20 protein-coding genes are annotated in these 23,357 nt (G+C 64.2%); 11 read left to right on the top strand and 9 right to left on the bottom strand.

Going from position 1 to position 23,357, the window contains the following annotated elements; all coding sequences use genetic code 11:
* Window positions 1-83: 83 nt before the first annotated feature.
* From ACFB49_RS04580 to ACFB49_RS04565, 4 genes are all read right to left on the bottom strand, one after another.
* Complete coding sequence (locus ACFB49_RS04580) at window positions 84-1,112, bottom strand: 50S ribosomal protein L11 methyltransferase (protein WP_380876540.1); 1,029 nt, start codon at window positions 1,110-1,112, stop codon at window positions 84-86.
* Window positions 1,102-1,818, bottom strand: coding sequence for an SDR family NAD(P)-dependent oxidoreductase (locus ACFB49_RS04575; RefSeq protein ID WP_380876537.1), 717 nt, complete (start codon window positions 1,816-1,818; stop codon window positions 1,102-1,104). The genes ACFB49_RS04580 and ACFB49_RS04575 overlap by 11 nt, the downstream gene beginning before the upstream one ends.
* 67 nt (window positions 1,819-1,885) lie before the next feature.
* Window positions 1,886-3,259 (bottom strand): methyl-accepting chemotaxis protein, encoded by a 1,374-nt coding sequence (locus ACFB49_RS04570; protein WP_380876534.1) that lies wholly within the window; start codon window positions 3,257-3,259, stop codon window positions 1,886-1,888.
* Window positions 3,260-3,267: 8 nt separating this feature from the next.
* On the bottom strand, window positions 3,268-3,930 hold the full coding sequence (locus ACFB49_RS04565) for a methyl-accepting chemotaxis protein (protein ID WP_380879830.1): 663 nt from the start codon (window positions 3,928-3,930) through the stop codon (window positions 3,268-3,270).
* A gap of 823 nt (window positions 3,931-4,753) precedes the next feature.
* On the opposite strand from ACFB49_RS04565, the gene sdhC reads away from it, so the two are divergent.
* Genes sdhC through zapE form a run of 6 tightly spaced genes read left to right on the top strand, consistent with a single transcriptional unit; the run spans window position 4,754 to window position 9,739 of the window.
* Window positions 4,754-5,185 (top strand): succinate dehydrogenase, cytochrome b556 subunit, encoded by a 432-nt coding sequence (gene sdhC, locus ACFB49_RS04560; RefSeq protein WP_380876531.1) that lies wholly within the window; start codon window positions 4,754-4,756, stop codon window positions 5,183-5,185.
* Entirely contained in the window at window positions 5,185-5,574 is a 390-nt protein-coding gene (gene sdhD, locus ACFB49_RS04555) for a succinate dehydrogenase, hydrophobic membrane anchor protein (RefSeq protein WP_380876528.1), read from the top strand. The genes sdhC and sdhD overlap by 1 nt, the downstream gene beginning before the upstream one ends.
* Window positions 5,574-7,376, top strand: coding sequence for a succinate dehydrogenase flavoprotein subunit (sdhA, locus tag ACFB49_RS04550; protein ID WP_380876525.1), 1,803 nt, complete (start codon window positions 5,574-5,576; stop codon window positions 7,374-7,376). Before sdhD ends, sdhA begins: the two co-directional genes overlap by 1 nt.
* 9 nt (window positions 7,377-7,385) lie before the next feature.
* A complete protein-coding gene (locus ACFB49_RS04545; RefSeq protein ID WP_380876523.1) occupies window positions 7,386-8,171 on the top strand; it encodes a succinate dehydrogenase iron-sulfur subunit in 786 nt (261 codons plus the stop codon).
* Between the two features lie 12 nt (window positions 8,172-8,183).
* Complete coding sequence (locus ACFB49_RS04540; RefSeq protein WP_380876520.1) at window positions 8,184-8,630, top strand: PaaI family thioesterase; 447 nt, start codon at window positions 8,184-8,186, stop codon at window positions 8,628-8,630.
* Window positions 8,627-9,739, top strand: a complete 1,113-nt coding sequence (gene zapE, locus ACFB49_RS04535) for a cell division protein ZapE (RefSeq protein ID WP_380876517.1) — start codon at window positions 8,627-8,629, stop codon at window positions 9,737-9,739. Before ACFB49_RS04540 ends, zapE begins: the two co-directional genes overlap by 4 nt.
* A 161-nt stretch (window positions 9,740-9,900) precedes the next feature.
* Here the strand turns inward: zapE and ACFB49_RS04530 are convergent, their stop codons facing one another.
* From ACFB49_RS04530 to ACFB49_RS04520, 3 genes are all read right to left on the bottom strand, one after another.
* A complete protein-coding gene (locus ACFB49_RS04530) occupies window positions 9,901-11,316 on the bottom strand; it encodes an SRPBCC family protein (RefSeq protein ID WP_380876514.1) in 1,416 nt (471 codons plus the stop codon).
* Between the two features lie 68 nt (window positions 11,317-11,384).
* Window positions 11,385-12,578, bottom strand: a complete 1,194-nt coding sequence (locus ACFB49_RS04525) for a cytochrome P450 (RefSeq protein ID WP_380879828.1) — start codon at window positions 12,576-12,578, stop codon at window positions 11,385-11,387.
* 20 nt (window positions 12,579-12,598) lie between these two features.
* Complete coding sequence (locus ACFB49_RS04520) at window positions 12,599-13,366, bottom strand: SDR family NAD(P)-dependent oxidoreductase (RefSeq protein WP_380876511.1); 768 nt, start codon at window positions 13,364-13,366, stop codon at window positions 12,599-12,601.
* A 184-nt stretch (window positions 13,367-13,550) separates the two neighbouring features.
* Here ACFB49_RS04520 and ACFB49_RS04515 point away from each other — a divergent pair, with 184 nt between their 5' ends.
* Both ACFB49_RS04515 and ACFB49_RS04510 read left to right on the top strand, forming a co-directional pair.
* Window positions 13,551-14,729 carry an aromatic ring-hydroxylating dioxygenase subunit alpha gene (locus tag ACFB49_RS04515; RefSeq protein WP_380876508.1) on the top strand — a complete coding sequence of 393 codons (1,179 nt, stop codon included), beginning with the start codon at window positions 13,551-13,553 and terminating at the stop codon, window positions 14,727-14,729.
* Window positions 14,726-15,250: a VOC family protein gene (locus ACFB49_RS04510; protein WP_380876505.1), complete on the top strand. Its 525-nt coding sequence runs from the start codon at window positions 14,726-14,728 to the stop codon at window positions 15,248-15,250. Before ACFB49_RS04515 ends, ACFB49_RS04510 begins: the two co-directional genes overlap by 4 nt.
* Before the next feature lie 154 nt (window positions 15,251-15,404).
* Here ACFB49_RS04510 and ACFB49_RS04505 read toward each other — a convergent pair whose 3' ends face one another.
* Window positions 15,405-18,239 (bottom strand): TonB-dependent receptor, encoded by a 2,835-nt coding sequence (locus ACFB49_RS04505; protein ID WP_380876502.1) that lies wholly within the window; start codon window positions 18,237-18,239, stop codon window positions 15,405-15,407.
* Between the two features lie 280 nt (window positions 18,240-18,519).
* Here ACFB49_RS04505 and ACFB49_RS04500 point away from each other — a divergent pair, with 280 nt between their 5' ends.
* From ACFB49_RS04500 to ACFB49_RS04490, 3 genes are all read left to right on the top strand, one after another.
* Window positions 18,520-19,884 carry a polysaccharide lyase family 1 protein gene (locus tag ACFB49_RS04500; RefSeq protein WP_380876499.1) on the top strand — a complete coding sequence of 455 codons (1,365 nt, stop codon included), beginning with the start codon at window positions 18,520-18,522 and terminating at the stop codon, window positions 19,882-19,884.
* Window positions 19,881-20,279: a cupin domain-containing protein gene (locus ACFB49_RS04495; protein WP_380876496.1), complete on the top strand. Its 399-nt coding sequence runs from the start codon at window positions 19,881-19,883 to the stop codon at window positions 20,277-20,279. Before ACFB49_RS04500 ends, ACFB49_RS04495 begins: the two co-directional genes overlap by 4 nt.
* Before the next feature lie 209 nt (window positions 20,280-20,488).
* Window positions 20,489-21,247, top strand: coding sequence for an OmpA family protein (locus tag ACFB49_RS04490; protein ID WP_380876493.1), 759 nt, complete (start codon window positions 20,489-20,491; stop codon window positions 21,245-21,247).
* A gap of 91 nt (window positions 21,248-21,338) precedes the next feature.
* Here the strand turns inward: ACFB49_RS04490 and ACFB49_RS04485 are convergent, their stop codons facing one another.
* Complete coding sequence (locus tag ACFB49_RS04485; protein ID WP_380876490.1) at window positions 21,339-23,351, bottom strand: NAD(P)-binding protein; 2,013 nt, start codon at window positions 23,349-23,351, stop codon at window positions 21,339-21,341.
* Window positions 23,352-23,357: the final 6 nt, after the last annotated feature.

The following is a 23,357-nucleotide window of genomic DNA, read 5'->3' as shown; positions in this document are numbered from 1 at the left end:
CCGCGCCGTGGAAAGGGCTCCCTTGGCAGCTCAGTGCGGGCTTGGCGATAAACGATTCTGCGAGTTGTGCGCAGATTCGCGCGTCACCGGCCCCGCCGCTTCACCAGCCTGAGCGTCGGCCAATCGCCGCGGACGATGCTGTCGGCGAGGCGCAGGCCCTGCCGACGATAGGCCGCAGCAACGCGATCGGCCTGCGTGTCGAGCAGGCCGGCAAGGATCAGCGATCCGCCCGGCAGCAGCGCCGCGGAGAAGATCGGCGCCAACTCGATCAGCGGACCAGCAAGAATATTGGCGATGATCAGGTCATAGGGCGCTCGCGCGCGCAGCCGGTTGTGCGCAAGCCCCGGCGCGGTAATCAATTCGACCTTGCCAAGCCCCCGGCCGGCCATGCCCTGCGCCCAGGGAATGTCGTTCACATCCGCATTCTCGGCGGTCACCTCGATCGAGACGGGATCGATATCCGATGCCGCGATCCGCGCGCCGGGCCATACCGATCGCGCCGCGAAGGCGAGCAGGCCGGTGCCGGTGCCGACATCGACGATATCGGTGAAGCGGCGGCCGTTGCGCTTGAGCCGATCGATCATCAGCAGGCAACCGGTGGTCGTCTCATGGTGGCCGGTGCCGAAGGCGCGCCCGGCTTCGATGGTAAAGACCGTCGCATCCACTGGCGGCGTTTCGGCCGACGCGGGCGTGCGGACATAGAAGCGGCCGGCCCGGATCGGCTCCAGCCCCGCCTGCGACAGCGTCACCCAATCCTGTTCAGCGATATGCTCGATCACCGGCTCGATCCCGGCCGCGCTCGGCACTAGGGCGCGGACAGCCTCGATCACATCGCGATCAGGCGCAGCCTCGAAATAAACGTCGAGTTGCCAGTCGTCGGGCCGGGTGGGATCGGGCTCGCTGGTCATGATCGTCGGCGGGGGATCGAAAAGCGCCAATTGCGGCACTTCATCCGCCAGCATCTCGGCCTCGGCCTTGGTGCAGGGCAAGGTCAGCTTCCAGCTGCCTTCACGGGCCGCGTCGAAGGGAAAGCCGGTGATGCCGTCGCCCTTCGGCTCGTTGCCGCGCGAATGCGCCTTGCGCCGGGGTGCGGCGCCTTTCCTAGCGGACATAGCTCGCTCCATTGATGTCGATCACGGCACCCGTCATCGATGCGGGAGCCTCCAGTGCCAGAAAGCGTACGGCGGTGGCCACCTCTTCGGGCATGGCCACGCGGCCCAGCGGAATATCTGCCAGCAGCTTGTCGCCGCCGCGGCTCGCCAGATAATCGTCCACGGCGCCCGTCATCGTGAAGCCGGGGCACACTGCGAAGGAGAGGATGTTCTGCGCGGCATAGCCCCGCGCGATCGTCTTGGTCGTTGCGAGCAAGCCGGCCTTGGATGCGGCATAATGCCAATGATCGGGGCTGTCGCCGCGATGGGCGGCGCGGCTCGCGATATTGACGATCCGGCCGGGCGCGGCGCGATCCTGCCAGTGGCGCACAGCAAGGCGGCACAACTCCACCGATGCGAGGAGATTGACCTGCAGCGTGCGGTCCCAGGCGGCACTCCACTCGGCATCCGGCAGGCCGATCGGCGCGGCCTCGAAGATGCCGGCATTGTTGATCAGCACGTCGATGCGGCCGTCGAGCCGATCGAGCGCCTCTTTCCAAAAGATCGAAGGCGCAGCCGGATCGGCGAAATCGGCTGCCAGCAGATCAGCGGCGGATGCGCGGGTCGCCTGGCCGACAACGCGGACCTCGGCTTCCTGATTCAGGCGCTCCCGGATCGCGCCGCCGATGCCGCGGCTCGCGCCGGTAAGAAGGATATGTAGTGCCATGACCCCGCCGATAGGCGGACAGGCCGAGTCTGGAAAGGGTCGAGAGGCTGGTTGATATTCTGCGCGGTCAGGCCGCGTGGATCAGGTTGATGAACTCTCCGGCCGCGCGCGACAGGCTGGACATCCGCGCATCGGCCGCCTTCAGGCCGGATTCGAGATGGTCGATCCGCTGCGCCACGGCTTCGGTATCGACATGGATCAGCGCCATGGTCCGCGCCGACGTCTCCGCGGCCAGCGCGGTCTCGTCCACGGCGGCGGTGATCGAAGTGACCGTCTGCGCCTGCACTTCCATGACCGTCTGGATGCGGCGGGCCGAAGATTGCACTTCGCCCACCGTGTCGCGAATCGAGCCGTTAGCATTCAGTGTCTGGGTGGTCGCCGCCTGGATCGCGGCGATCTTGGCCGCGATGTCGTCGGTTGCGCGCGCCGTTTGCGACGCAAGGCTCTTCACTTCCTGCGCGACCACGGCGAAGCCGCGACCGGCGTCGCCGGCCCGCGCGGCCTCGATCGTCGCGTTGAGCGCCAGCAGGTTGGTCTGCCCGGCGATGTCGCGGATCAGGCCCAGGATCGATTCGATCGCCTTGGCATGATCGGACAAGGCCTGCGTCACTGTCACCGCTTCGGCGGATTGCGCCGCAGCGCGGGTGGCGACCGCAGCCGCCACTTCCACTTCGCTGCGCGCTTCCTCGATCGCGCGGATCAGGCCAGCGGCGGTGTGCGCGGCTTCGCGCATCGCGGTGGCTGATTGTTCGGCCGCAGAAGCGACCTCGGAAGCCTTGCCCAGCATATCGCGTGCGGCGTGGGCAGCATCCGACGCGCCGACGCGCAGCCGTTCACCCTCGGCCGAAGCCTGTTCGACCTCCGAACCGATCCGGCTGCGGAACAAGGCAGCGCCCGCATTGCGTTGCTCGGTGCGATCATGATCGCGGATGGCGGTCACCGTTGCCGTCATGACTTCAGCTTCGAGGACCGACAGCCGCATGATCGCGTCAGCAAGGCGCGCAAAGCGGGCGCGGTCTTCGCCGGCCACCTCGAAAAGTATCTGGTTCGTCCGGCGATGCGCGGCGGACAGCGCCGCCAGCACATTCGTCAGCGCTATGCCGCTCGAGTGGGCGAGCCAGGCGTGATCGCGCGCCATATCCACCCACGCCTGATCGGTCGGTGCTGCATATTTGGCACGGGTATAAGCAAGGCTGCCCGCCATGGCACGCCGCACCTTGTCCGCCGGCCAATGAACCGCCGCGCTGGTCGACTGGATATAATGATCCCAGAAAACCTTGGCGATCTCGCGCTCGCGCCCCTTGATCAGCGCCCACAGCTCCGCTCCGTCCTGCGCCAGCGTGCCATCGCGATCGAAGTCGGGAAGGCGATCGGCCAGCGGCACCGCGGCTTCGCGTGCGGCCGTGGATTTTACGCCGAAGGGGTTGGGAAACGCGTTCATGGTGGGCCTCAGGCAGCGAAGCGCGACACGAACTCGCTGGTAGCGACCTCGAGATCGGAGAGCCGGGCATCGACGGTCTGGAAGCCGGTTTCGAGCCGATCGATCTCGCCCGCCACGGCCACGGTATCCGAACGGATCGCCGCGATCGTGCTGGACATCGAATCCGCCGCGAGCGCGGTCTCGTCGACGGCTGCGGTGATCGAGGTGACGGTCTGCGCCTGAGTTTCCATCGCCTGCTGGATGCGGCGCGCCGAGGTTTGGACTTCGCCGACCGTATCGCGAATCGATCCATTGGCCTGCAAAGTCTGGTTGGTCGCCACCTGGATCGCCGAAATCTTGGCGGCGATATCGTCGGTGGCCCGCGCCGTCTGCGATGCCAGGCTCTTCACCTCCTGCGCGACGACCGCGAAGCCGCGACCCGCGTCGCCGGCGCGAGCGGCCTCGATCGTGGCGTTGAGTGCCAGCAGGTTGGTCTGCCCGGCAATGTCGCGGATCAGTCCGAGGATCGATTCGATCGCCTTGGCGTGGTCGGATAGCGCCTCGGTCACAATCACCGCTTCGGCCGACTGGGCGGCGGCGCGGGTGGCGACCGCAGCCGCCGATTCGACCTCTCCGCGCGCTTCCTCGATCGCACGGATCAGGCCAGCGGCCGTATGTGCCGCCTCACGCATCGCCGTGGCCGACTGTTCGGCCGCCGCCGCGACCTCCGAAGCCTTGCCAAGCATACCGCGCGCGGCCGACGAGGTGTGCACCGTCTTGCTCTTGAGATCGCGGGCATTGGCGACCGTATCTTCCAGAATCGTGACGACGGTGCCCTTGAACCGGCTGCTCGCATCGGCGCGCTGAAGCAGTGCCGCACTGCGTTCGAGATGCGTGACCTGGGCCAGGATCACCTCCAGTTCGACGCAGGTCATCCGATGCATGATATAGACGGCGCGACGCCGCTCCTCACGATCCTCGATACCATGGCGAAACTTGTCGGCAGCAATTTCGGCGAAGGCCATCAAGCCTTCGATCACCCGCGGCAGCTCGATATTCAGATGATAGATTTCGCGCGCCGGCTGGGCGGCGTGACGGACCCACTCCCGGTCCACCGGCATCGTATATTTCTGGGTGATATATTCGACGAAGCGGTCCGTGCCGCCACTGCCGCCGAATTCGCCTTCCCCATATTCCTTGGCTGCTTCCAGCAACATCGGCTGGGCCTTCGCCCAGAGAAAACGAAGATCGCCTTCGAGCCGGCCGTCCCGATTATAGGCGGCGAGCCGCTGTGCGGCGTCCTCATCCGACATAGGAATATGGACCTCAGCGGGTGTCTGCTGCGAAAAATAGCCGCTCACCGTCTTCTCCCCTGCACGCAACGCGCGATTTTCAGGGCCTATTTACGCGCCAGTTGGTAAATGCAGGGTTATTCGGCCATCCGAATCTCGCCCAAGGTTGCATGACGATGCGGTTCGGTTAAAGGGACGGCGCATATCGATTAGGGGGACTTCCATGTCTCGTAATGCCGCACGCCCGCTTTCTCCGCATCTCACGATCTGGCGGTGGGGTCCGCACATGCTGGTCTCGATCCTGCATCGTGCGACGGGCACCGCACTCGCTTTGGGTGCGGGAATTCTGTTCACATGGTGGCTGGCTGCCGCTGCCAGTGGGCCGGAATATTATGAGTCCTTCCGCTATTATGCGGTGGAAGCGGCCGACGGCGACACGTTGGGCGGCATCGTCAACCTGCTCGCCAAGCTGGTTGCGATCGGCCTGACCTGGAGCTTCTTCCAGCATCTTTTCTCCGGCCTTCGCCACTTCGTGCTCGATACGGGCGCAGGTTATGAGCTGAAGACCAACCGCACCGGCGCCATCCTGACGATCGTCGGATCGGTCGCCGTCACCGCCCTGATCTGGGCCTATATCTGTTTCGTGAGGGGCTGATGGGAACGGGAACCGGCATCGGCCGCGTCCGCGGCTATGGATCCGCAAAGCACGGGTCGCTTCACTGGTGGCATCAGCGGCTGACGGCTGCGGGCAACCTCATCCTCGCACTTTGGTTCGTCGTGTCGATCTTCCGCCTGCCGGTGCTCGACTATGCGACCGTCACGGCATGGATCTCGTCGCCGTTCGTTGCAGTCGCGCTTGTGCTGCTGACGGTCTCGGTCTTCTGGCACCTGCGCATCGGTCTGCAGGTCTTCATCGAGGATTATGTGCATGACGACGGTTTCCGCGTCGCCGCACTCCTCGCGCTCAATTTCTATGCGGTCGGTGCGGCCGCGCTCGCGATCTTCTCGATCCTGAAGATCGCGTTCCACGGAGTTCAGGGCTGATGTCCGAAGCCTATAAGATCATCGACCATGTGTACGACACCGTGGTCGTCGGCGCCGGCGGCTCGGGCCTGCGCGCGACCATGGGTGCGGCGGAAGCCGGCCTGAAGACCGCGTGCATCACCAAGGTCTTCCCGACCCGCAGCCACACGGTCGCAGCCCAGGGCGGCATCGCCGCTTCGCTCGGCAACAATAGCCCGGATCACTGGACCTGGCATATGTACGACACCGTCAAGGGGTCGGACTGGCTGGGTGACCAGGACGCGATCGAATATATGGTTCGCGAGGCGCCGGCGGCGGTTTACGAGCTGGAACATGCCGGCGTGCCGTTCAGCCGCAACGACAATGGTACGATCTACCAGCGCCCGTTCGGCGGCCATATGCAGAATATGGGCGCCGGCCCGCCCGTGCAGCGCACCTGCGCCGCCGCGGACCGCACCGGCCACGCCATGCTTCACGCGCTCTACCAGCAGAGCCTGAAATATGATGCGGACTTCTTCATCGAATATTTCGCGATCGACCTGATCATGGAAAACGGCGAATGCCGTGGCGTGATCGCGCTCTGCATGGAAGACGGCAGCATCCACCGCTTCCGCAGCCAGGCCGTGGTGCTGGCGACCGGCGGCTATGGCCGCTCCTATTTCTCAGCAACGTCGGCCCACACCTGCACGGGTGACGGCGGCGGCATGGTGCTGCGCGCCGGCCTGCCGCTCCAGGATCTGGAGTTCGTCCAGTTCCACCCGACCGGCATCTACGGCGCCGGCGTTCTCATCACCGAGGGCGCGCGCGGCGAAGGCGGCTACCTCACCAATTCCGAGGGCGAGCGCTTCATGGAGCGCTATGCTCCATCGGCGAAGGACCTCGCCTCGCGCGACGTCGTCAGCCGTTCGATGGCGATGGAAATCCGCGAAGGCCGCGGCGTCGGCCCGAACAAGGATTACATCTACCTGCACCTCGATCATATCGATCCGAAGGTGCTGGCCGAACGCCTGCCGGGCATCACCGAAAGCGGCAAGATCTTCGCCGGCGTCGATCTGACGCGCCAGCCGCTGCCGGTCTGCCCGACGGTCCATTACAATATGGGCGGCATCCCCTGTAACTATCATGGCCAGGTGGTGACGAAGGTCGGCGACGATCCCGAAGTGATCGTGCCCGGCCTCTATGCGGTCGGCGAAGCGGCCTGCGTGTCGGTCCATGGCGCGAACCGCTTGGGCTCCAACTCGCTGATCGACCTTGTCGTGTTCGGCCGCGCGACCGGCCTGCACCTCAAGGAAACGCTGAAGCCGAATGCGGCGCAGAAGGAACTGCCGAAGGATTCGGCCGATCTCGCGCTCGGCCGCGTCGACAAGTATCGCAACGCCGCCGGCGGCTCGTCGACGGCGGAAATCCGCCTCGATATGCAGCAGACCATGCAGAAGCACGCCGCGGTGTTCCGCGACAGCGCGCTCCTGGCCGAAGGCGTCGAGCAGATGCAGACGGTCAACAAACGCCTGCAGGATGTCGGCCTCACCGATCGCTCGCTGATCTGGAACACCGATCTGATCGAGACGCTGGAGCTCGACAATCTGATGTCGCAGGCCGTCTGCACCATGGAGAGCGCGAACAACCGCAAGGAATCGCGCGGCGCCCACGCGCATGAGGACTTCCCCGATCGCGACGACGCGAACTGGATGAAGCACACCATCTCCTGGTTCGAAGGCTGGGGCGGCACCGGCGGCAAGGTCACGCTCGATTACCGTCCGGTGCACGATTACACGCTCACCGACGAGGCCGAATATATCAAGCCCAAGGCGCGGGTTTACTGAGGACCGATCATGGCTGAATTCTCGCTTCCCAAGAACAGCAAGATCAAGTCAGGCGGCAAGGTCCACAAGGCCCCGTCGGACGCCAAGAACGTCAAGACCTTCAAGGTCTATCGTTACGATCCGGATTCGGGTGAAAACCCGCATTACGACAAGTTCGAGATCGATCTCGACAATTGCGGGCCGATGGTGCTCGACGCGCTGCTCAAGATGAAGAATGAGCAGGACGCGTCGCTCACCTTCCGCCGCTCGTGCCGCGAAGGCATTTGCGGCTCCTGCTCGATGAACATGAACGGCTCGAACGGCCTCGCCTGCACGACCGCGATCGAGGACTGCAAGGGCGAGGTGCGCATCACCCCGCTGCCGCACATGGACGTCATCAAGGATCTGGTGCCGGACTTCACGCACTTCTACGCGCAATATGCGTCGATCCAGCCCTGGCTGAAGACCGTCACCCCAGCGCCCTCGGGCAAGGAGCGCCTGCAGTCGCCGGAAGACCGCGCGAAGCTCGACGGCCTCTACGAGTGCATCCTGTGCGCCTGCTGCTCGACCTCGTGCCCGAGCTACTGGTGGAACAGCGACAAGTTCCTCGGACCAGCGATCCTGCTCCAGGCCTATCGCTGGCTGGCGGACAGCCGTGACGAGTTCACCGGCGAGCGGCTCGACGAGCTGGAAGATCCCTTCCGCCTGTATCGCTGCCACACCATCATGAACTGCGCGAATGTGTGCCCCAAGGGTCTCTCCCCGGCGCGCGCGATCGCGGAGATCAAGAAGATGGAAGTCGAGCGCCAGATCTAAGCGCCGGCGACCGTGGAGCCCGTCTTCTCCAGCACTCCAGACCCGGATTTTCCGGGCTGGAACCGCTGGGAACTGCATGACAGCGGCCGCTTCCTCGATACGCTCGGCCGCGTGCTGGTTCGCGTCGAGCCCGAAGGCAAGGCGCGGGTGCGGATGTTCCCGGAACGCCAGCATTCCAACATGCTCGATGCCGTGCATGGCGGCGCTTTGCTCGGCTTCATCGACATCGCTCTGTTCGCCGGTGCCGAAACCTGCGGCGCCGCGGCGGCCGGCAACGGCGTCACGCTCGACTGCAACACCCAGTTCCTGAGCCCCGGTTCGCTGGCCGAGCCGCTCGATGCCGTGGTCGAGGTGCTGCGCGAGACCGGCCGGCTGATCTTCGTCCGCGGTCTCGTCGAACAAAGCCACGGTACGGTCGCCGCCTTTTCCGCCACGCTCCGCAAGGCCGGCAAAAGATGAGCACGGTCAAGGACCGCTACGCCGATCTGCTCGCGACCGGCCAGCTCCGCCCCGATCCCGATCAGGCCCGCACCGTCGAGCGACTCCACACGCTGGCGGAAGAACTGTCGGTCCAGCCCGAAAAGGGCAGCGTGCTGTGGCGGATGCTGCGAAAAGCGCCGCCCCCGCCGCGCGGGCTCTACATGTGGGGCGGGGTCGGACGCGGCAAGTCCATGCTGATGGACCTGTTCTTTGATTGCGTGGCGGTCAGCCACAAGCGCCGCGTCCATTTCCACGAATTCATGATCGAGGTGCATGATCGCCTGCGCGTCGAGCGCGCGAAGGAAAAAGGCGATCCCATCGCCCCCGTCGTGGCCGCGCTCGCCGAGGAAGCTAAGCTGCTCGCCTTCGACGAGATGGTAATCAACAATACGGCCGACGCGATGATCATGAGCCGGCTGTTCACCGGTTTGATCGACGTGGGCGTCGTGGTCGTCACCACCTCCAACCGGCCGCCGAAGGATCTCTACAAGGACGGCCTCAACCGCGAGCATTTCCTGCCCTTCATCGCGCTGATCGAAGCGCGGCTGGACGTCATCACGCTCGACGGCCCCGTCGATTATCGCCTGGAACGCCTGGGCGGCGCGCCGACCTGGTATGTGCCCAACGGCCCGGCGGCGACCGAGGCGGTGCGCGCCGCCTTCTTCCGTATGACCGATTTCCCGCCCGAGGATTCGATCCATGTGCCGAGCGCGGAACTCGCCATCCATGGCGGCCGATCGATGCATGTGCCGAAAAGCCTGAAGGGCGTCGGCGTCTTCTCCTTCAAGCGGCTATGCAGCGAGGCCCGCGGCGCGCCCGATTATCTGGCGATCGCGCGCAATTATCACACCGTCATCATCGTCGGCATTCCCGTGCTGGGGCCGGAAAAGCGCAACGAGGCCGCCCGCTTCAAGACGCTGATCGACGCGCTCTACGAACATAAGGTCAAGCTGATCGCCACCGCCGACGCGGAACCGGCCAACCTCTACCCCGCCGGCGACGGCGCGTTCGAATTCGAACGGACGGTGAGCCGCCTGATGGAGATGCAGTCACGCGACTATCTCGCCATGGGCCACGGCGCGGATTAGGGCGCGTTCAGACCTGAATGATTGTCGGGTCCCGACAGGCGGCACTTTTGAGAAGGCGCCGCTATCGGCCGTGATCTGCATATCCCCACGCATCTGAGACACAAACGGAAAGGGCGACCGGATCACCGGCCGCCCCTCGCTGTTCCCGCCGGCGGATGCCGTCAGGAATTGATATATTTCATCAGCGTGTTCTGGAACTGGCGGAGCTGGATCTCCTGATAATTGGCGAGCTGGATTTCGCCCGTCTTCGACGCCTTCAACCCTTCCTGCACGAAGGGCAGGTTTTCCATATCCTGTTCGAACACGTCGCCCAGCACGCCCAGTTCGGGCGCCTCGGTCCACTTCTGCTCCTTGGTCAGGAAGTGCATCGGCACGCCCTTGGGCATCGGCTCGCCAGGCGGCACGCGGGTCAGGATGCGGACTTCCATCAGCGCATGGTCCTGGTCGGGCCAGGGCCGCCAGCGGTAGACGATGTTGGGCTGGAAACCCGCCCACGGGCTGAAATTGGGGAACACGTCGTAGAGGATCGCGTCCATCATCTCGCTGTCCGACGCGAAGCTCACGTCATGGCCGAACGCCTTGGTGGTCGCGGCGCGGAGGCTTTCGCCCAGGGCCGCACGGGCCGTCAGGCCATCGGGCACGCGGACGTTGAAGCCGCCGGCGTCGTCCCCCTCGCCCGGCTCATAATTGTCCGTCGAACGGCCATTATATTTGACGAACTCGTCGACGATCCACTGCTGCGCCCTTCCCTCGGGATCGAGGTGGGGTGACATCACGCCGAATGGCGTCACCGTCAGATTCACATTATCGCCATAGATATTGTAGAGCGAGTTGCAGTCGCCGGTGAAGGGCAGGAGCTGCGGGTGGGTGATCACCGTGTGCCAGCTCTCCATGAAGGCTTCCATCACCGCCTTCCAATTGGCCGGCACGACCTTGCCGACCCACACCGCGGTCACGCATTCCTCATGCTTCCAGCGTTTGAAATGTTCGGGAAGCGGCGCCAGATATTCCTCGAGGCTCGGCCCCTCGGCGCTTTCGCGGATGAACACATAGCCGCCCCAGCGGCCAACCTGCGCTTCGGGCAGGCGCATCTTCTCGTCGGACAGATGCTTGAAATCCCAGCGACAGGGCATGCCCTTCAGCGATCCGTCATTGTTCCAGGTGAAGCCGTGGAACGGGCATTGCAGCTCAGCGGTCCAGCCATCCTCGGTCTTCAGCTTGCGGCCGCGATGGAGGCAGACATTGTAGAAGGCGCGGACCGAAAGATCGGGCTGGCGCACCAGCAGGAACGACCGGCCGACATTTTCATAGACGACATAGTCGCCGGCCTCGGGAAAATCCTCCTCGCGCGCGGCGAACTGCCACACGCGCGGCCACATCTTCTGCTTTTCCAGCTCGAAGAAGGCGGGGTCGGTGTAACGCGCCGCCGGGATCGGGTCCGACCCCAGATTTTCGTACACATCCTCGTACAGGAACTCAGGCACCGGATTGGTATCGGCCAAGGCCATGTCCCGGAAGGAAATTCCCGGGCAGCGGGGCAATGGTTCGCCTTTGATCGCGGGATCGCGGTCGGCCATAGAGTGATTCTCCTCTTCCTTGCCGACAGGTTAGCTCGATCGCCGGGGCCTTGGACCTATGGATTGCGTCAGGCCGTCCGCCAGCGGAGCGGCAGGCTTTCCATCGTGCCGACAATCCCGCCATGCATCCGCGGCGGGCCATCCCCGGCATATTCGAAAGCGGGTATGCGCGCGAACCAGGCGTCGAGCGAGATGAGGATTTCGGTCCGCGCCAGATGCGCGCCGGGACAGCGGTGCGGGCCGTTGCCGAAGGTGGAATGGGCGATATCGCGCCGGCTGAAGTCCAGATCCATCGGGCAGGCATTGGCCGCGGGATCGAGGCCGTGCGCCATGGTCGGCATCGCCACCACATCGTCGGCACGGATGGTGACGCCATCGACATGGATATCCTCGAGCGCCAGCCGCGCGATCGACACCATGGGAAAGCGGCGGATGATCTCCTCCACCATGCCGGTGCGGTTGTCGGCCGTGGCGATCCGCGCCTGATCCGCCGGGTTGAGCGCCAGATGATACCACACGAAGCCGAGCAGATTGACCACCGTATCGAGCCCAGCAATCAGCACCTGCATCGCCAGCATGATGGCGCTTTCCTCCGACATCGGCGCGCCATCCACCTCGCCTGCCATCAGGTCCGACAGCAGATCATCGCCCGGCGATGTGCGGCGGGCACGGACGATCGGAACCATATATTCGCCCAGCAGCAGGGTGGCCTCTTCGAATGACAGGTCCGGATCGGGCCGCACGATCGCGTCGCACCAGCGCTTCAGCTCGTCCTTGTCGTCGTCCGGCAGATCGACCAGCGCCATGAAGATCCGGATCGGGAAGATGCTGCTATATTCGGCGATGAAGTCGCAATGGCCGCGTTCCGCAAATGCGTCGATCAGCTCGACCGCCGCCCCTTCGATCTGCTGGTGCATCCGCCTGACGGTGCGGGGCGACAATGCGTTGTTGAGCAGCCGCCGGTAAGGGGTGTGCTCTGGTGCGTCGAGCGTCGTCGGGATCAACTTGTGCAGTTCCGCCGTCGCACGCGGCACGAACAGGATGCGGTTGGACAGCCGCTCGGGCGAGGCAAAGAATTCGCTCAGCAGCGCGCCGTCGGTGACGATCCAGTGCCCACCATTGCGATCGGTCCATTTCAGCTTGTGCGGGCTCGATGCCACCAGCCCGTGCCAGCTTTCGTGGAAGCCGCCCTCCAGCCCCGGCGGCGCATTGACGTCGAAATCGACCACGCGATCGGCGGGAACATGGGCAGGGCGGAGCATCGTCGCCAATGGCCGCACTCCTATTGCGCGGTCATGCCGCCATCGACGGTGAACTCGGCCCCGGTGATATATTTGGCGTCGTCCGAAGCCAGGAACGCCACCATCGCGCCGATATCCTCCGGCTGGCCAAGATGGCCCATCGGGATCGCATTTTCGATGATGTCGAACTGTTCCTTGTTGTCGGCGATCGCCACCTTCTGCATGTCCGTCCAGATCGAACCCGGATGGACCGAATTGACCCGGATGCCTTCGCGCGCGGCCTCCAGTGCGATCGCCTTGGTCATCAGCCGCACGCCGCCCTTGCTCGCCGCATAGGCCGCGGTGCCCGGCACGCCGACCAGCCCGGCGATGGATGAAAGGTTGACGATCGAACCCCCGCCGCCTTGCTTGCGCATCTGATCAAGCCCCGCCTTGCAGCCGAGATAGACGCTGTCGAGATTGACGCGGAGTTGCCGGTCCCAATCGGCCTTGGTCATCTCGCTCATCATCTTGAGCACGGCGATGCCGGCATTGTTGACCAATATGTCGATCCGCCCGAACGCGCTCACCACCGCATCGATCGTCGCGGCCCAGGCGGCCTCGTCGGTCACGTCCTGGCCCATCGCCTGCGCTTCATGGCCGGCGGCACGCAGATCGGCGGCGCGGGCCTCCACGCCTTCCGCATTCAGGTCGGTCAGGAACAGCCGTGCGCCCTGCCCGGCCATCTTGAGCGCGGCGGCGAAGCCCAGCCCCTCGGCAGATGCCGCCCCCGTAACCAGCGCCACCTTGCCCTTGAGGTCGATCATCATCCGCTCGCTCCTGACATCTTTCATGGTGGCGAAAAGAACCGGTCGCCCGCCTTGCGGCAACTGGCGCTAGTCAGAGGAAATCCGTCTCGGCCCGCAGACCTATGAACATACCGAGTTTCTGGGCAGGCCGGCGGCGCGTATTGATCGGCGGAAGCGCGCACGAGGGCAATGGGAGAGTAGAGGCATGGGCTATCACGAGACGATCGGCAACGAGGCCGCCAGCCTGCTGGAATTTGTCGAGACGGGCACGACCGATAGCGCCGAAGCGCCGATGGAAGTCCCCGCCTCCGCCTATCTCGACCCGGCCTATTTCGCCGCCGAGATGGAACATATCTTCCACAAGCTGCCTATCCTGGCCGGCCTGTCGGCGGAAATCCCCAATCCGGGCGACTACAAGGCGTTCGATCTGATGGGGAAGCCGCTTCTCCTCACCCGCAAGAAGACCGGCGAAGTCGCGGCGATGCTCAACGTCTGCACGCATCGCGGGATGATCGTGGCGCCCGAAGGCCATGGCAATGCCAACCGCTTTTCCTGCCCCTATCATGCCTGGACCTTCGCCAATGACGGCAAGCTGCTCGCGGTTTCCGACGCGCAGAAATTCGGCACGATCTGCAAGGAGGATCGCGGGCTTACCCGGCTTCCCTGCGTCGAGGCCGGCGGCATCATCTGGGTGGTTCTGACGCCCGGCGCCGAAATCGACATCGAGAAGCATCTCGGCAGCATGCTGGCCGATCTCGATGCCTATGATCTCGGCAAATGGCATTATTGCGGATCGCGCCAGATCAAGGGTGCGAACTGGAAGATCGCCTATGACGGCTATCTCGAAGGCTATCATTTCGCCGCCGCGCACCCGGAAACGATCCACCCGCGCACGATGAACAATATCATGCACTTCACCGCACAAGGCCCGCATATGCGGGTCGGCTTCCCGCAGGTCGGAATCAAGGAGTCGCTGGGCGCCGTGCCGCGCGAATTGTGGGGCGAAAACGAAAATCACGGCTATGATTTCGTCCGCACCATCTTCCCCAATGTCAGCATCTTCTTCGCGCCGGAAATCACCCAGGTTGCGCAACTGATGCCGGGGCCGACGCCGGAGGAGAACACCACCAACCTGCTCTTCATCCGCCGCGAACCGCCGAAGGATGCGGAGGATCAGGCCGCGATCGAAGGCATGATGAACTGGCTGCGCGACGTGGTCGATAAGGAGGATTATGGCGTCGGCCTGAAGGTGCAGAAAGGCCTGTCCTCAGGCGCGATCAAGTCCGTCGTCTTCGGCAAGAATGAGCGCGGCAACCAGTATTTCCACAAATATGTCGATTATTTCGTGAACCAGGATCCCGACGGGAAGCCGCCCGTTCTGTGATCCGCCATCCGATCCGGCAGGTGGCCTATCTGGTGAATGATGTGCGGGCGTCCGCGCTCGCCCATCATCGCCTGTTCGGCTCCGGCCCCTATTTCGTCGCCGACAATATCCCGCTGCGCACCTGCCTGCACCGCGGGCGGCCGGCCCCGCTCGATCACACATCGGCTTACGGCCAGTGGGGCGACCTGATGATCGAGTTCGTCCAGCAGAACAACGAAGGCCCCTCGGCCTTTCGCGACCTCTACGCACCCGGTGAGGAAGGCTTCCACCATGTCGCGCTGATCGTCGACGATCTGGCGGAAACGCGCGCGCAATTCGCCGCCGATGGGCTGGCGGAAGCGCTCTACGCCGAAATGAATGACGGCTTCGCCTTCGTGATGGTGGATGGCGTCGCGCGCTACGGCCAGATGATCGAGCTCTACGAAGGGCGCCCCGCCCTCACGGGCTTCTACGCCATGGTCCGCGATGCCGCCGCCGGCTTCGACGGCAGCGATCCGGTGCGGACGATCCGGCTCGGTTGACGATCTGCCATTGACCAAAAAAACCACGTCGCCCCAGCGAAGGCTGGGGCCCATGGCTCTCTCCACTCGCGATGGTGTCTCGGGTTGTGAGAGCCATGGATCCCTGCCTCCGCAGGGATGACGTCGATCTTTTGGTCGGTCGAACGCTCCTCGCCTACAGCTTGAACCGCGCCCCGAAATAGAATTGCCGGCCAGTATGGTGATAGGTGCTCAACCGGTCCGCCGCGCTGTCGATATACTGGTCGACATATTCGTCGGTCAGGTTGATCACCTCGGCCGTCAGCGAGACATTCTCGGTCACCTTCAGCGATGCCGACAGATCGACATTGATGCTGCCATGCGTACCTTCGACATCGTTGAAGGTGGGCTGGCCGGCATTGGGGTTGAAGTTGGGCCCATTGCCGGGCGACACGCCGTTGCGGCCCGGCACCATCGTCAGGAAACCGCTGCGATAGGACACCGATCCGCGCAGCATGAAGCGCGAGTCCTCATAATAAAGCGTGCCGTTGGCGCTGTGCTTGGACAGGTTCACCAGCGGCTGCACGATCACCGGCGCGCCGGCGGCCGTCGACAGCGGATATTCGATGTTCGACTTCACATAGGTGTAATTCGCCTGCAGACCGATATTGCTGAGCGGGCCGGGCAAGAAGTTGAATAGCGTCTGGAAACCGAATTCGACACCCTTCACCGTGCCGCCATCGCTGTTGATCGGTTGGGTGACGGTGAAGAGGTCGGTCGGCTGCACCGTAGTGCCGTCGAGCAGCGAAGGCGGCAAACCGAGTTCGTTGAACGGAATCTGCTGTGTCGTATTCGCGACGAAGCTGCTGATATCCTTGTAGAACAACGCAACCGACAGCACCGAACTGCGCGCGAAATACCATTCGGCCGAGACGTCATAATCCCAGGCGCGGGTCGGGCCGATATCGGGATTGCCTCGCGTGAAGGTGCGGTTGCCACCCGAGATCGAGAAGGCCCCGCCCGGCGTCAGCTGGTTGAGGTTGGGGCGCGACATCACCTTGGCAATCCCGGCGCGCAGGATCAGTTCATCGGTGATCTCCAGGCCCACATTCGCGGACGGCAGCCAGTCGTCATAGGTCTTGTTGGCGATGATCTGCTGCGGGTTGGCGGCGCCACCGACATAGCCGGTCGAACTTTGCTTGGTTTCGACATAGCGGAGGCCGGCATCGGCCTTCAGCGGCATTCCGCCGATCTCGCCATTATAGACCGCCTGCAGATAGCCGCCCAAGTCGCGCTCGCTCACCGTCGTCCAATTGCCCTGGGCGCTGTTATTGTTGATGCCCGTCAGCGTGTAGATGCCGCTGTTGGAATAGATGCCAAGCTCATCGGCGAAGGCATCGATGTTCGGCACCACGAAGGTCCGCACCGTGCCGCCCATCGGCGTGCCGGGGCTGAACGAATAAAGATCGGACAGCCCGGCAAGCTGGCCCGGCGCGAGCGTCGGCACATTGGTCTCGCTGGTCCGGCGATATTCGCGCGACGCGTAATTATATTTCTTGTAGTCGAAGCCACCCTTCAACCGGATAGTTTCGCTCGCCTCGAACTCCAGCTCGGCGCGGCCGATCTTGAACTCATTGTCTACGAACTGCGGGCGCAGGCGGATTTCGGAGAGCGTGAAGGCATTGGGATCCTGCACGTTCAGATTGCCATAGCCGAAGGTCGGGTTGCGGCCGTTCGAGAAATCGTAGCTGTAACCCTGGACGTTGTTGGCATCGAGCGTGACGGTCGTCTGGATCGGGTTGTCGAACGCCGACTTGGAATAGCCGCCCAGCGCGCGGAGTTGGACGCGCTCGCCGAAATCCTGGCGCAGCGACAACGTATATTGCTGGAACTCGGTCTCCAGCTTGTCGAAGCGCGATTCCACGCGGATATCGACATTGTTGAACGTGCCCGAAACCAGGCTGTTGGTATCATCGACGACCGCGCCCGGCAGGATCACCGTCTGCGGCTTGCCGGTGCCCGAACGGCTGAACGACAGTGCCTCCAGATATTGTTCCGCGCGGTCCGATTTGAAATCGGCATAGAGCGCGTCGAAGGTGAGCAAGGTGCTGTCGGTCGGCTCGAACTGGATCGATCCGGTCAGGCCCAGGCGCTTAGTCTTGTAGCGATAGCTGTCATAGCGCGGGATGCGCGGGTGGAAGAAGGCGGTGCCCGCGGTGGCGCCGGTCGGCAGCGTCGATGTCGGCGCAAAGCCGCCATTGTCGCTGCTGCGCTCCCAGCGGACGGTGCTCGGCCCCTCTTCCAGGATGCCGCGCTCGCTATAGGCGGCGGACACCAGGATGCCGAGGCGGCCGTCCATCAGCTTGGTCGAAAACAGCGCCGAAAGCTTGGGGTCGATCGCATTGGAAAGATCGTTGAGGCCTACCTGCGCCGACGCCGCGACCGTCATGTCGTCGCTATAATCGAACGGGCGAGAGGTCTCGAGATCGACGGTCGCGCCAAGCGACCCTTCCTCGACATCGGCCGACGCGGTCTTGCGCACGGTGATAGAGTTGAACAGCTCCGACGCGAAGACGTTGAAGTCGAACGCGCGGCCGCGATTCGCGCCGCCCGACGCGTCCGAGCCGCCGGTCGTCGACAGGCCTTCCATGCCGTTGATGCGGACGCGGGTGAAGACGGGGCCGAGGCCGCGGACGGTGATGTTGCGGCCCTCGCCCTGGTCGCGCGTGATGGCGACGCCGGGAATGCGCTGGATCGACTCGGCGAGGTTATTGTCCGGAAAATCGGCAATGTCCTCGGCCTTGATGACGTCGACGACGCCGATCGCCTCGCGCTTCACATTGAGCGCGGAATCGAGCGACGCGCGATAGCCGGTGACGACGATATCCTGTTCGACCGCAGCGGTCGGGGTCGCGGTCGCGGGTGCTTCCGCCGTCTGCGCCTGCGCGCTGCCAACCGCCAGTACCGCCAGCGATACGGCGCCCAGATATTGCCCCGCCTTGCGCTTCATGCCCCCTTCGATCCTCCGCATCTCCATCTCCCTTTAGCGCCTCCGCCGCGCGGGCGGGACAGTTTCGTTTACCGGTTATGACACCGGTTGCATTCCTTGATGCAAAGCGACGAATCCCGTCGTTTTGCATCTCAAGATTGGGGGATTTGCTGGTCAGGTCGGCGCAATGCGGCCCGCTCCATCTCCCCTGCCGCCGTATTTCCTACGGTCTGCACCGCTGTTTACGCACTAAGTAACCGGTGTCATAGAGACATTGAGACCAAGCCGCACTCGTGTCAAGAAGGCTTGGCGGAGGGGATATATGCGTCTGCTTTCGATTCTGATCGCGCTTGCCGTTTCGGCCACACCCGCCTTTGCGGCCGGTTCCCCGCCTTTTCCGGGCGCGGTCGGCTGGGCGGCGGACGGCACCATCGGCGGCCGCGGCGGCCGCATCATCCGGGTGACGACGCTCGCGGCGGACGGCCCCGGCAGCTTCCGCGCGGCGCTCGCTGCAAAGGGACCGCGCATCATCGTGTTCGAGGTCGGCGGCGTGATCGATCTCGGCCGCACGACGATCGATCTGACCGAACCCTATGTCACGATCGCCGGCCAGACGGCCCCCTCCCCCGGCATCACCCTGATTCGCGGCGGGATCGACGTGAAGACGCATGACGTGATCGTCCGTCACATCCGCATCCGCCCCGGCGTCGACGGCCAGGCCAGGATGAGCGGCTGGGAAGTGGACGCGCTCTCCACCGTCGGCGCCCATAATGTCATCGTCGATCATTGCACGATGACCTGGGCACTCGACGAAAATCTCTCCGCCTCCGGCCCGCGCTTCAAGGGTTCGACGCCGGAGGAATGGCGCCGCAACACCTCCCACGACGTCACCTTCTCCTACAATCTATTGGCGGAGGGGCTGGCCAATGCTAGCCACCCCAAGGGCGAGCATAGCAAGGGGTCGCTGATCCACGACAATGCGACCAACATCCTGATCTACCGCAATATCTACGCCCATAATGTCGAGCGCGCGCCGCTGCTGAAGGGCGGCGTCCATGCCGCGGTGGTCAATAATCTGATCTACGATCCCGGCCGGCGCGCGGTGCATTACAATCTGATGGCGCTCGAATGGGCGGGCCAGCCCTATCAGGACGGCGAGCTTTCCGCCGTCGGCAATGTCATGCGCGGCGGCCCGTCCACCGAGGACGGCCTGCCCTTCCTGATGCTCGGCGGCGACGGTGATCTGCGCTATCACGGCCGCGACAATATCGCGGTCGATAAGCATGGCGTGTCCCTGCCGATGTTCGGCCGTTATGGCGAGACCCGCGCGAAGCTGATCGAGGTCGCCACGCCACCCACCTGGCCCGCCGGCCTCGACGTTCTACCCGCGCGCGATGTCGAAACCCATGTGCTTGCCAATGCCGGCGCGCGGCCATGGGACCGCGACGATCACGACATCCGCGTCCTTTTCTTCGTCGCCGAGGGCCGCGGCGAGATCATCGATGACGAACGCCAAGTCGGCGGTTACCCCCACCCCGCCGCAACCCGCGCGCCCTTTGTCGAGGCCGACTGGGATCTCGCGACGATGGAGCCGAAATCGGGCCTCTATCCCGGCCAGAAGGGGCCGATCCAGGAAAGCCTGTCCGCGCGCGACCGCGCCATGCGCAGCCCGGAGAAGCGCCAATGATCGCCCTCGCCTCACTCCTGCTGGCAACCGCCGCACCTCCGGCGGTGATCATCGACGAAACCAAAGTCGTCCGGCAGGAGCCGCCGCCCCACGGCGCGATCGGCATGAGCACCGCCTATCGCATCAGCGACGTCGTGCCGCAACGGCTGATGGAGTTCCGCAAGCGCGTGCTCCACCCCGGCGCCGCGATCGGCGAACATGTCATCGCCCATGACGAGGTTTATTACGTCCTCTCCGGCGAGGGCGAGGTCATGTCCGACGGCCGCAAGGCCGCACTCAAGCCCGGCATGGCCGCTTACCTCTATGACGGCGCCAATGTCGGCATCCGTCAATCGGGCAAGGAGCCGCTCGTCCTGATCATTTCCTATCCGCTGGCGAAGCGCACCGGCAATTAGAAGAATTATCGGGCTATAATCCTAGTTTAACCGCTGGATACGGATCTTTTCCAGATCAATCCCTCGCAGAGGCAACGGGATATTCGGTAATAACCCCCATCCGGCATCCTGAATTATCTCTCCGCTAATCAGTAGAGTTACCGATGCCGTTACGGAGCCTTATCAAATAGACATGGCTTGGCGATTGTACCTCCAATTAGGAGCATCACATGCAAGTCAAGCATGGCCTTGCGGCCCTTGCCGTAGCACTCATGGTCTCGACATCGGCCTTCGCCGAAGAGGTGAAGAAGGAAGCCGTGATCGTCTCGATCGGCGATAGCGGCATCAGCGCCCGATCCAAGGAAGGGCCGCTCAACGTCGTTCTCACCCCCGATACCAAGATCAGCGAGACCAGCGGTCTCGTCCAGAAGAAGACCCGCGACGTCAAAAGCCTGATCCCCGGCCTGATCTTCACGGCCAAGGGCGAATTGCAGGGCGACACCATCACCGCCAGGGAAATCGAGTTCAAGGATCGCGATTGGCGCTCCGCCGTGGCCACCAAGGCCGGCACGACCGCTGAATTCGCCGAACTGCGCCAGGCGATCATCGACGGCCAGGAATATGCGATCCGCGAAGAGGCGACCGTCTATTTCGCCACCGGCAGCTCGACCGTTGGCGCCCAGTATAAGGAACAACTCAAGGCGCTGGCGCAGAAGGCCCCAGGCTACGGCAATTATCGCATCTCGATCCTCGGCTTCGCGGATTCGCGCGGTGATGCCGAGGCGAATGAGCGCCTCAGCCTCAAGCGCGCCGGTGCGGTCAGCAATTATCTGCGCCAGACCGGCCTGATCCAGCCCGGCCGTGTCCTCTCGCCTTCCGCGATGGGTGAAGGCACGACGGCCCCAGGCGAGGCCGCTCCGGCCAGCGACGATCAGGCCCGCCGTGTGGTGGTCCGCATCGTCACGCCGAAGGGCCAGCTCTCCAAATAGGTCTCTCCGCTCCGATTACCCTTATCGGGGCCTGCCGGGTCGGTGCCGCAAGGCGTCGGCCCGGCTCTTTATCTGGGAAACGGACGCACGCTCAGGTCAGCGGAGGATAATCCACGGGCAGCCCCGCGGTATCACTTTCCGACCAGAAGTAATTATAAACCGGGCGAACCACGTCGTTGACGATCTCGCTCACCGCGCGGCGGCTCTGGTCGAAGGCGGCATTGGTCAGCGACACCGCCGCTGCATCCGAATTGGCGATCGCGATCCGGCCGAAGCGCTTGCGCCCCACCACCCATGGCGCGTCCGTCCGGTGCGTCCAGTCGGGATCGAACAAGGTGTTGGTGCCGCCGGCATAGCCATGCGCCCAGCGGCAGACGGTGATGCCGGCAATGTCCCGCCGCGAATCGAACCCCGCCGGCCCCAGCACGCGATCGAGCTGCGATCGGACATTCTTCTCGAACGTATTGAAGCTGATCGTCTCCAGCCGCGCACGCCCGGCCCGCCACTGATCGCGCGGCGGCAATCCCGATCCCGGCTCGCCCAGCACATGGTTGGCAAGCTCCATCAGCACGATGACGGGTTCGTTCGGCCCCGTCGCCTTGCGATAAGCGCCACCGACCGCCGATTGCTCCCATTGCTGGATCGAAAGGAAGAACATGCCGGGGCAGGCGATGGAATCCACGCCCAATTTGTAGAAGGCCGCCGAATTGCGGAACGCCACCCAGGTCTGCACCAGCGGCTTGCGCACCGCCATGCGCAGGCCCGCTTTCTGCTCCTCGGGCAGTTCGGGCACGAGATGGGGGATGATCGCATTGAAGCATGCCAGCACCACCGCGCGCGATCGCACCTTGTGCGCCCGCCCGTCGCGGACATAGCTGACCTCCACCTCCCGCGCGCTTTCGGGCGTGCCCAGATGCTTCACGTTGGTGACCATGCTGGACAGGCGCAGCCGGACGTCATTGGCAGGCAGATCGAGCTTGTCATAGGCCATCGGCGCGCGGATCGAATCCTCCATCGTCGCGCCGGGCAGCGTGCCGGGGATCAGCCAGCGCACCAGCAGCCGCGCGACGCTGGCATTGCCATCGGGAAACTGCACCCATTTGCCCGGCTTGTTCGTCAGGGTGGAACGATTGTGGGGCGGGCGCTCGCCCAGACCGGCAAAGCCGCTCTCGCCGCGTCGCCACGCATAGAATGCGCTCATCGTATCGATGCTCGCCGCCTGGCTGCTCTCCATCGGATAGTTCATGCGGGACGCGAGATCGATCGCGTCGGGGTGGATGCCCGCCACATCCTTCAGATAGGCCGCATAGGATATGCTGCTCAGCCGGCGCGCTTTCTCCTGCGCCGAAAGCCCGGCCAGGTGGTCGGTCTTGTCGGTCTGGAGCTTCGCAAAGCCCGCCTTCGCCCCGTCCGACAAGGGCGCCGTCGCAAGGTCCGCGCGCCACTGTTCGGCCGATCTGTCGGTGGAGATATCGGCGACCAGATGATCCCTGCCATAATGCTCTTTGGCCAGGAACATGCCGGTCGGCGCCCTTTTCCCGCCGGGCAACTGGATGGCGGGCTTGTCGGCCTCCGCATAGGTGTTGAAACGATTCACATCGACGCCGATATCCTGCAGCAACTGCATGGATTCCGGGGAATATGTCTTGGGGCCAGCCAGGGCGATGGTGCCCCCCGGCGCCAGCACCTGCCAGCCCCCGACATCGAACTCCACACGCCGGGCATGGCCACCGAAATCGTCGCTGCCTTCCAGCACCAGCACCTTCGCACCGGGAATCTGCTTGCGGTAGAAATAGGCCGCCGAAAGCCCCGACATGCCCGATCCCACGACGACGAGATCATAGACCTCGCTTGTGTCCACCACCGGCCCCGCGACCTGCCCGTCACGCACGGCATGCCCCGCCGCCATGGCATTGTTGTCGAAGCCCCGCAGTCCCTGAAGCGCCGGCGGATAGTCCGCAGCCGCAGCCTTTTCCGCGGCAAGGGCCGGCCCCGAAACCGCCGCCCCGATCGCCGCGCCACCGATGGTCAGCGCCACGCCGTCGAGAAAGTCCCGACGCGTAATGTCATTCCTTCCGCCAGTTTCGCGGTCCTGCTCGGGCATGTTTGC

Source organism: Sphingomonas sp. DBB INV C78, from assembly GCF_042693015.1.
Taxonomy (GTDB): Bacteria; Pseudomonadota; Alphaproteobacteria; order Sphingomonadales; family Sphingomonadaceae; genus Sphingomonas_E.
This window is presented reverse-complemented; position numbering and strand designations above follow the sequence as displayed.

What these genes read in the sequence shown, in the direction of transcription:
- ACFB49_RS04580 (WP_380876540.1), bottom strand. Translation starts at nt 1,112, where the DNA reads ATGTCCGCTAGGAAAGGCGCCGCACCCCGGCGCAAGGCGCATTCGCGC.
- ACFB49_RS04575 (WP_380876537.1), bottom strand. Translation starts at nt 1,818, where the DNA reads ATGGCACTACATATCCTTCTTACCGGCGCGAGCCGCGGCATCGGCGGC.
- ACFB49_RS04570 (WP_380876534.1), bottom strand. Translation starts at nt 3,259, where the DNA reads ATGAACGCGTTTCCCAACCCCTTCGGCGTAAAATCCACGGCCGCACGC.
- ACFB49_RS04565 (WP_380879830.1), bottom strand. Translation starts at nt 3,930, where the DNA reads ATGCGTGAGGCGGCACATACGGCCGCTGGCCTGATCCGTGCGATCGAG.
- sdhC (WP_380876531.1), top strand. Translation starts at nt 4,754, where the DNA reads ATGTCTCGTAATGCCGCACGCCCGCTTTCTCCGCATCTCACGATCTGG.
- sdhD (WP_380876528.1), top strand. Translation starts at nt 5,185, where the DNA reads ATGGGAACGGGAACCGGCATCGGCCGCGTCCGCGGCTATGGATCCGCA.
- sdhA (WP_380876525.1), top strand. Translation starts at nt 5,574, where the DNA reads ATGTCCGAAGCCTATAAGATCATCGACCATGTGTACGACACCGTGGTC.
- ACFB49_RS04545 (WP_380876523.1), top strand. Translation starts at nt 7,386, where the DNA reads ATGGCTGAATTCTCGCTTCCCAAGAACAGCAAGATCAAGTCAGGCGGC.
- zapE (WP_380876517.1), top strand. Translation starts at nt 8,627, where the DNA reads ATGAGCACGGTCAAGGACCGCTACGCCGATCTGCTCGCGACCGGCCAG.
- ACFB49_RS04530 (WP_380876514.1), bottom strand. Translation starts at nt 11,316, where the DNA reads ATGGCCGACCGCGATCCCGCGATCAAAGGCGAACCATTGCCCCGCTGC.
- ACFB49_RS04525 (WP_380879828.1), bottom strand. Translation starts at nt 12,578, where the DNA reads ATGCTCCGCCCTGCCCATGTTCCCGCCGATCGCGTGGTCGATTTCGAC.
- ACFB49_RS04520 (WP_380876511.1), bottom strand. Translation starts at nt 13,366, where the DNA reads ATGATGATCGACCTCAAGGGCAAGGTGGCGCTGGTTACGGGGGCGGCA.
- ACFB49_RS04515 (WP_380876508.1), top strand. Translation starts at nt 13,551, where the DNA reads ATGGGCTATCACGAGACGATCGGCAACGAGGCCGCCAGCCTGCTGGAA.
- ACFB49_RS04505 (WP_380876502.1), bottom strand. Translation starts at nt 18,239, where the DNA reads ATGCGGAGGATCGAAGGGGGCATGAAGCGCAAGGCGGGGCAATATCTG.
- ACFB49_RS04500 (WP_380876499.1), top strand. Translation starts at nt 18,520, where the DNA reads ATGCGTCTGCTTTCGATTCTGATCGCGCTTGCCGTTTCGGCCACACCC.
- ACFB49_RS04495 (WP_380876496.1), top strand. Translation starts at nt 19,881, where the DNA reads ATGATCGCCCTCGCCTCACTCCTGCTGGCAACCGCCGCACCTCCGGCG.
- ACFB49_RS04490 (WP_380876493.1), top strand. Translation starts at nt 20,489, where the DNA reads ATGCAAGTCAAGCATGGCCTTGCGGCCCTTGCCGTAGCACTCATGGTC.
- ACFB49_RS04485 (WP_380876490.1), bottom strand. Translation starts at nt 23,351, where the DNA reads ATGCCCGAGCAGGACCGCGAAACTGGCGGAAGGAATGACATTACGCGT.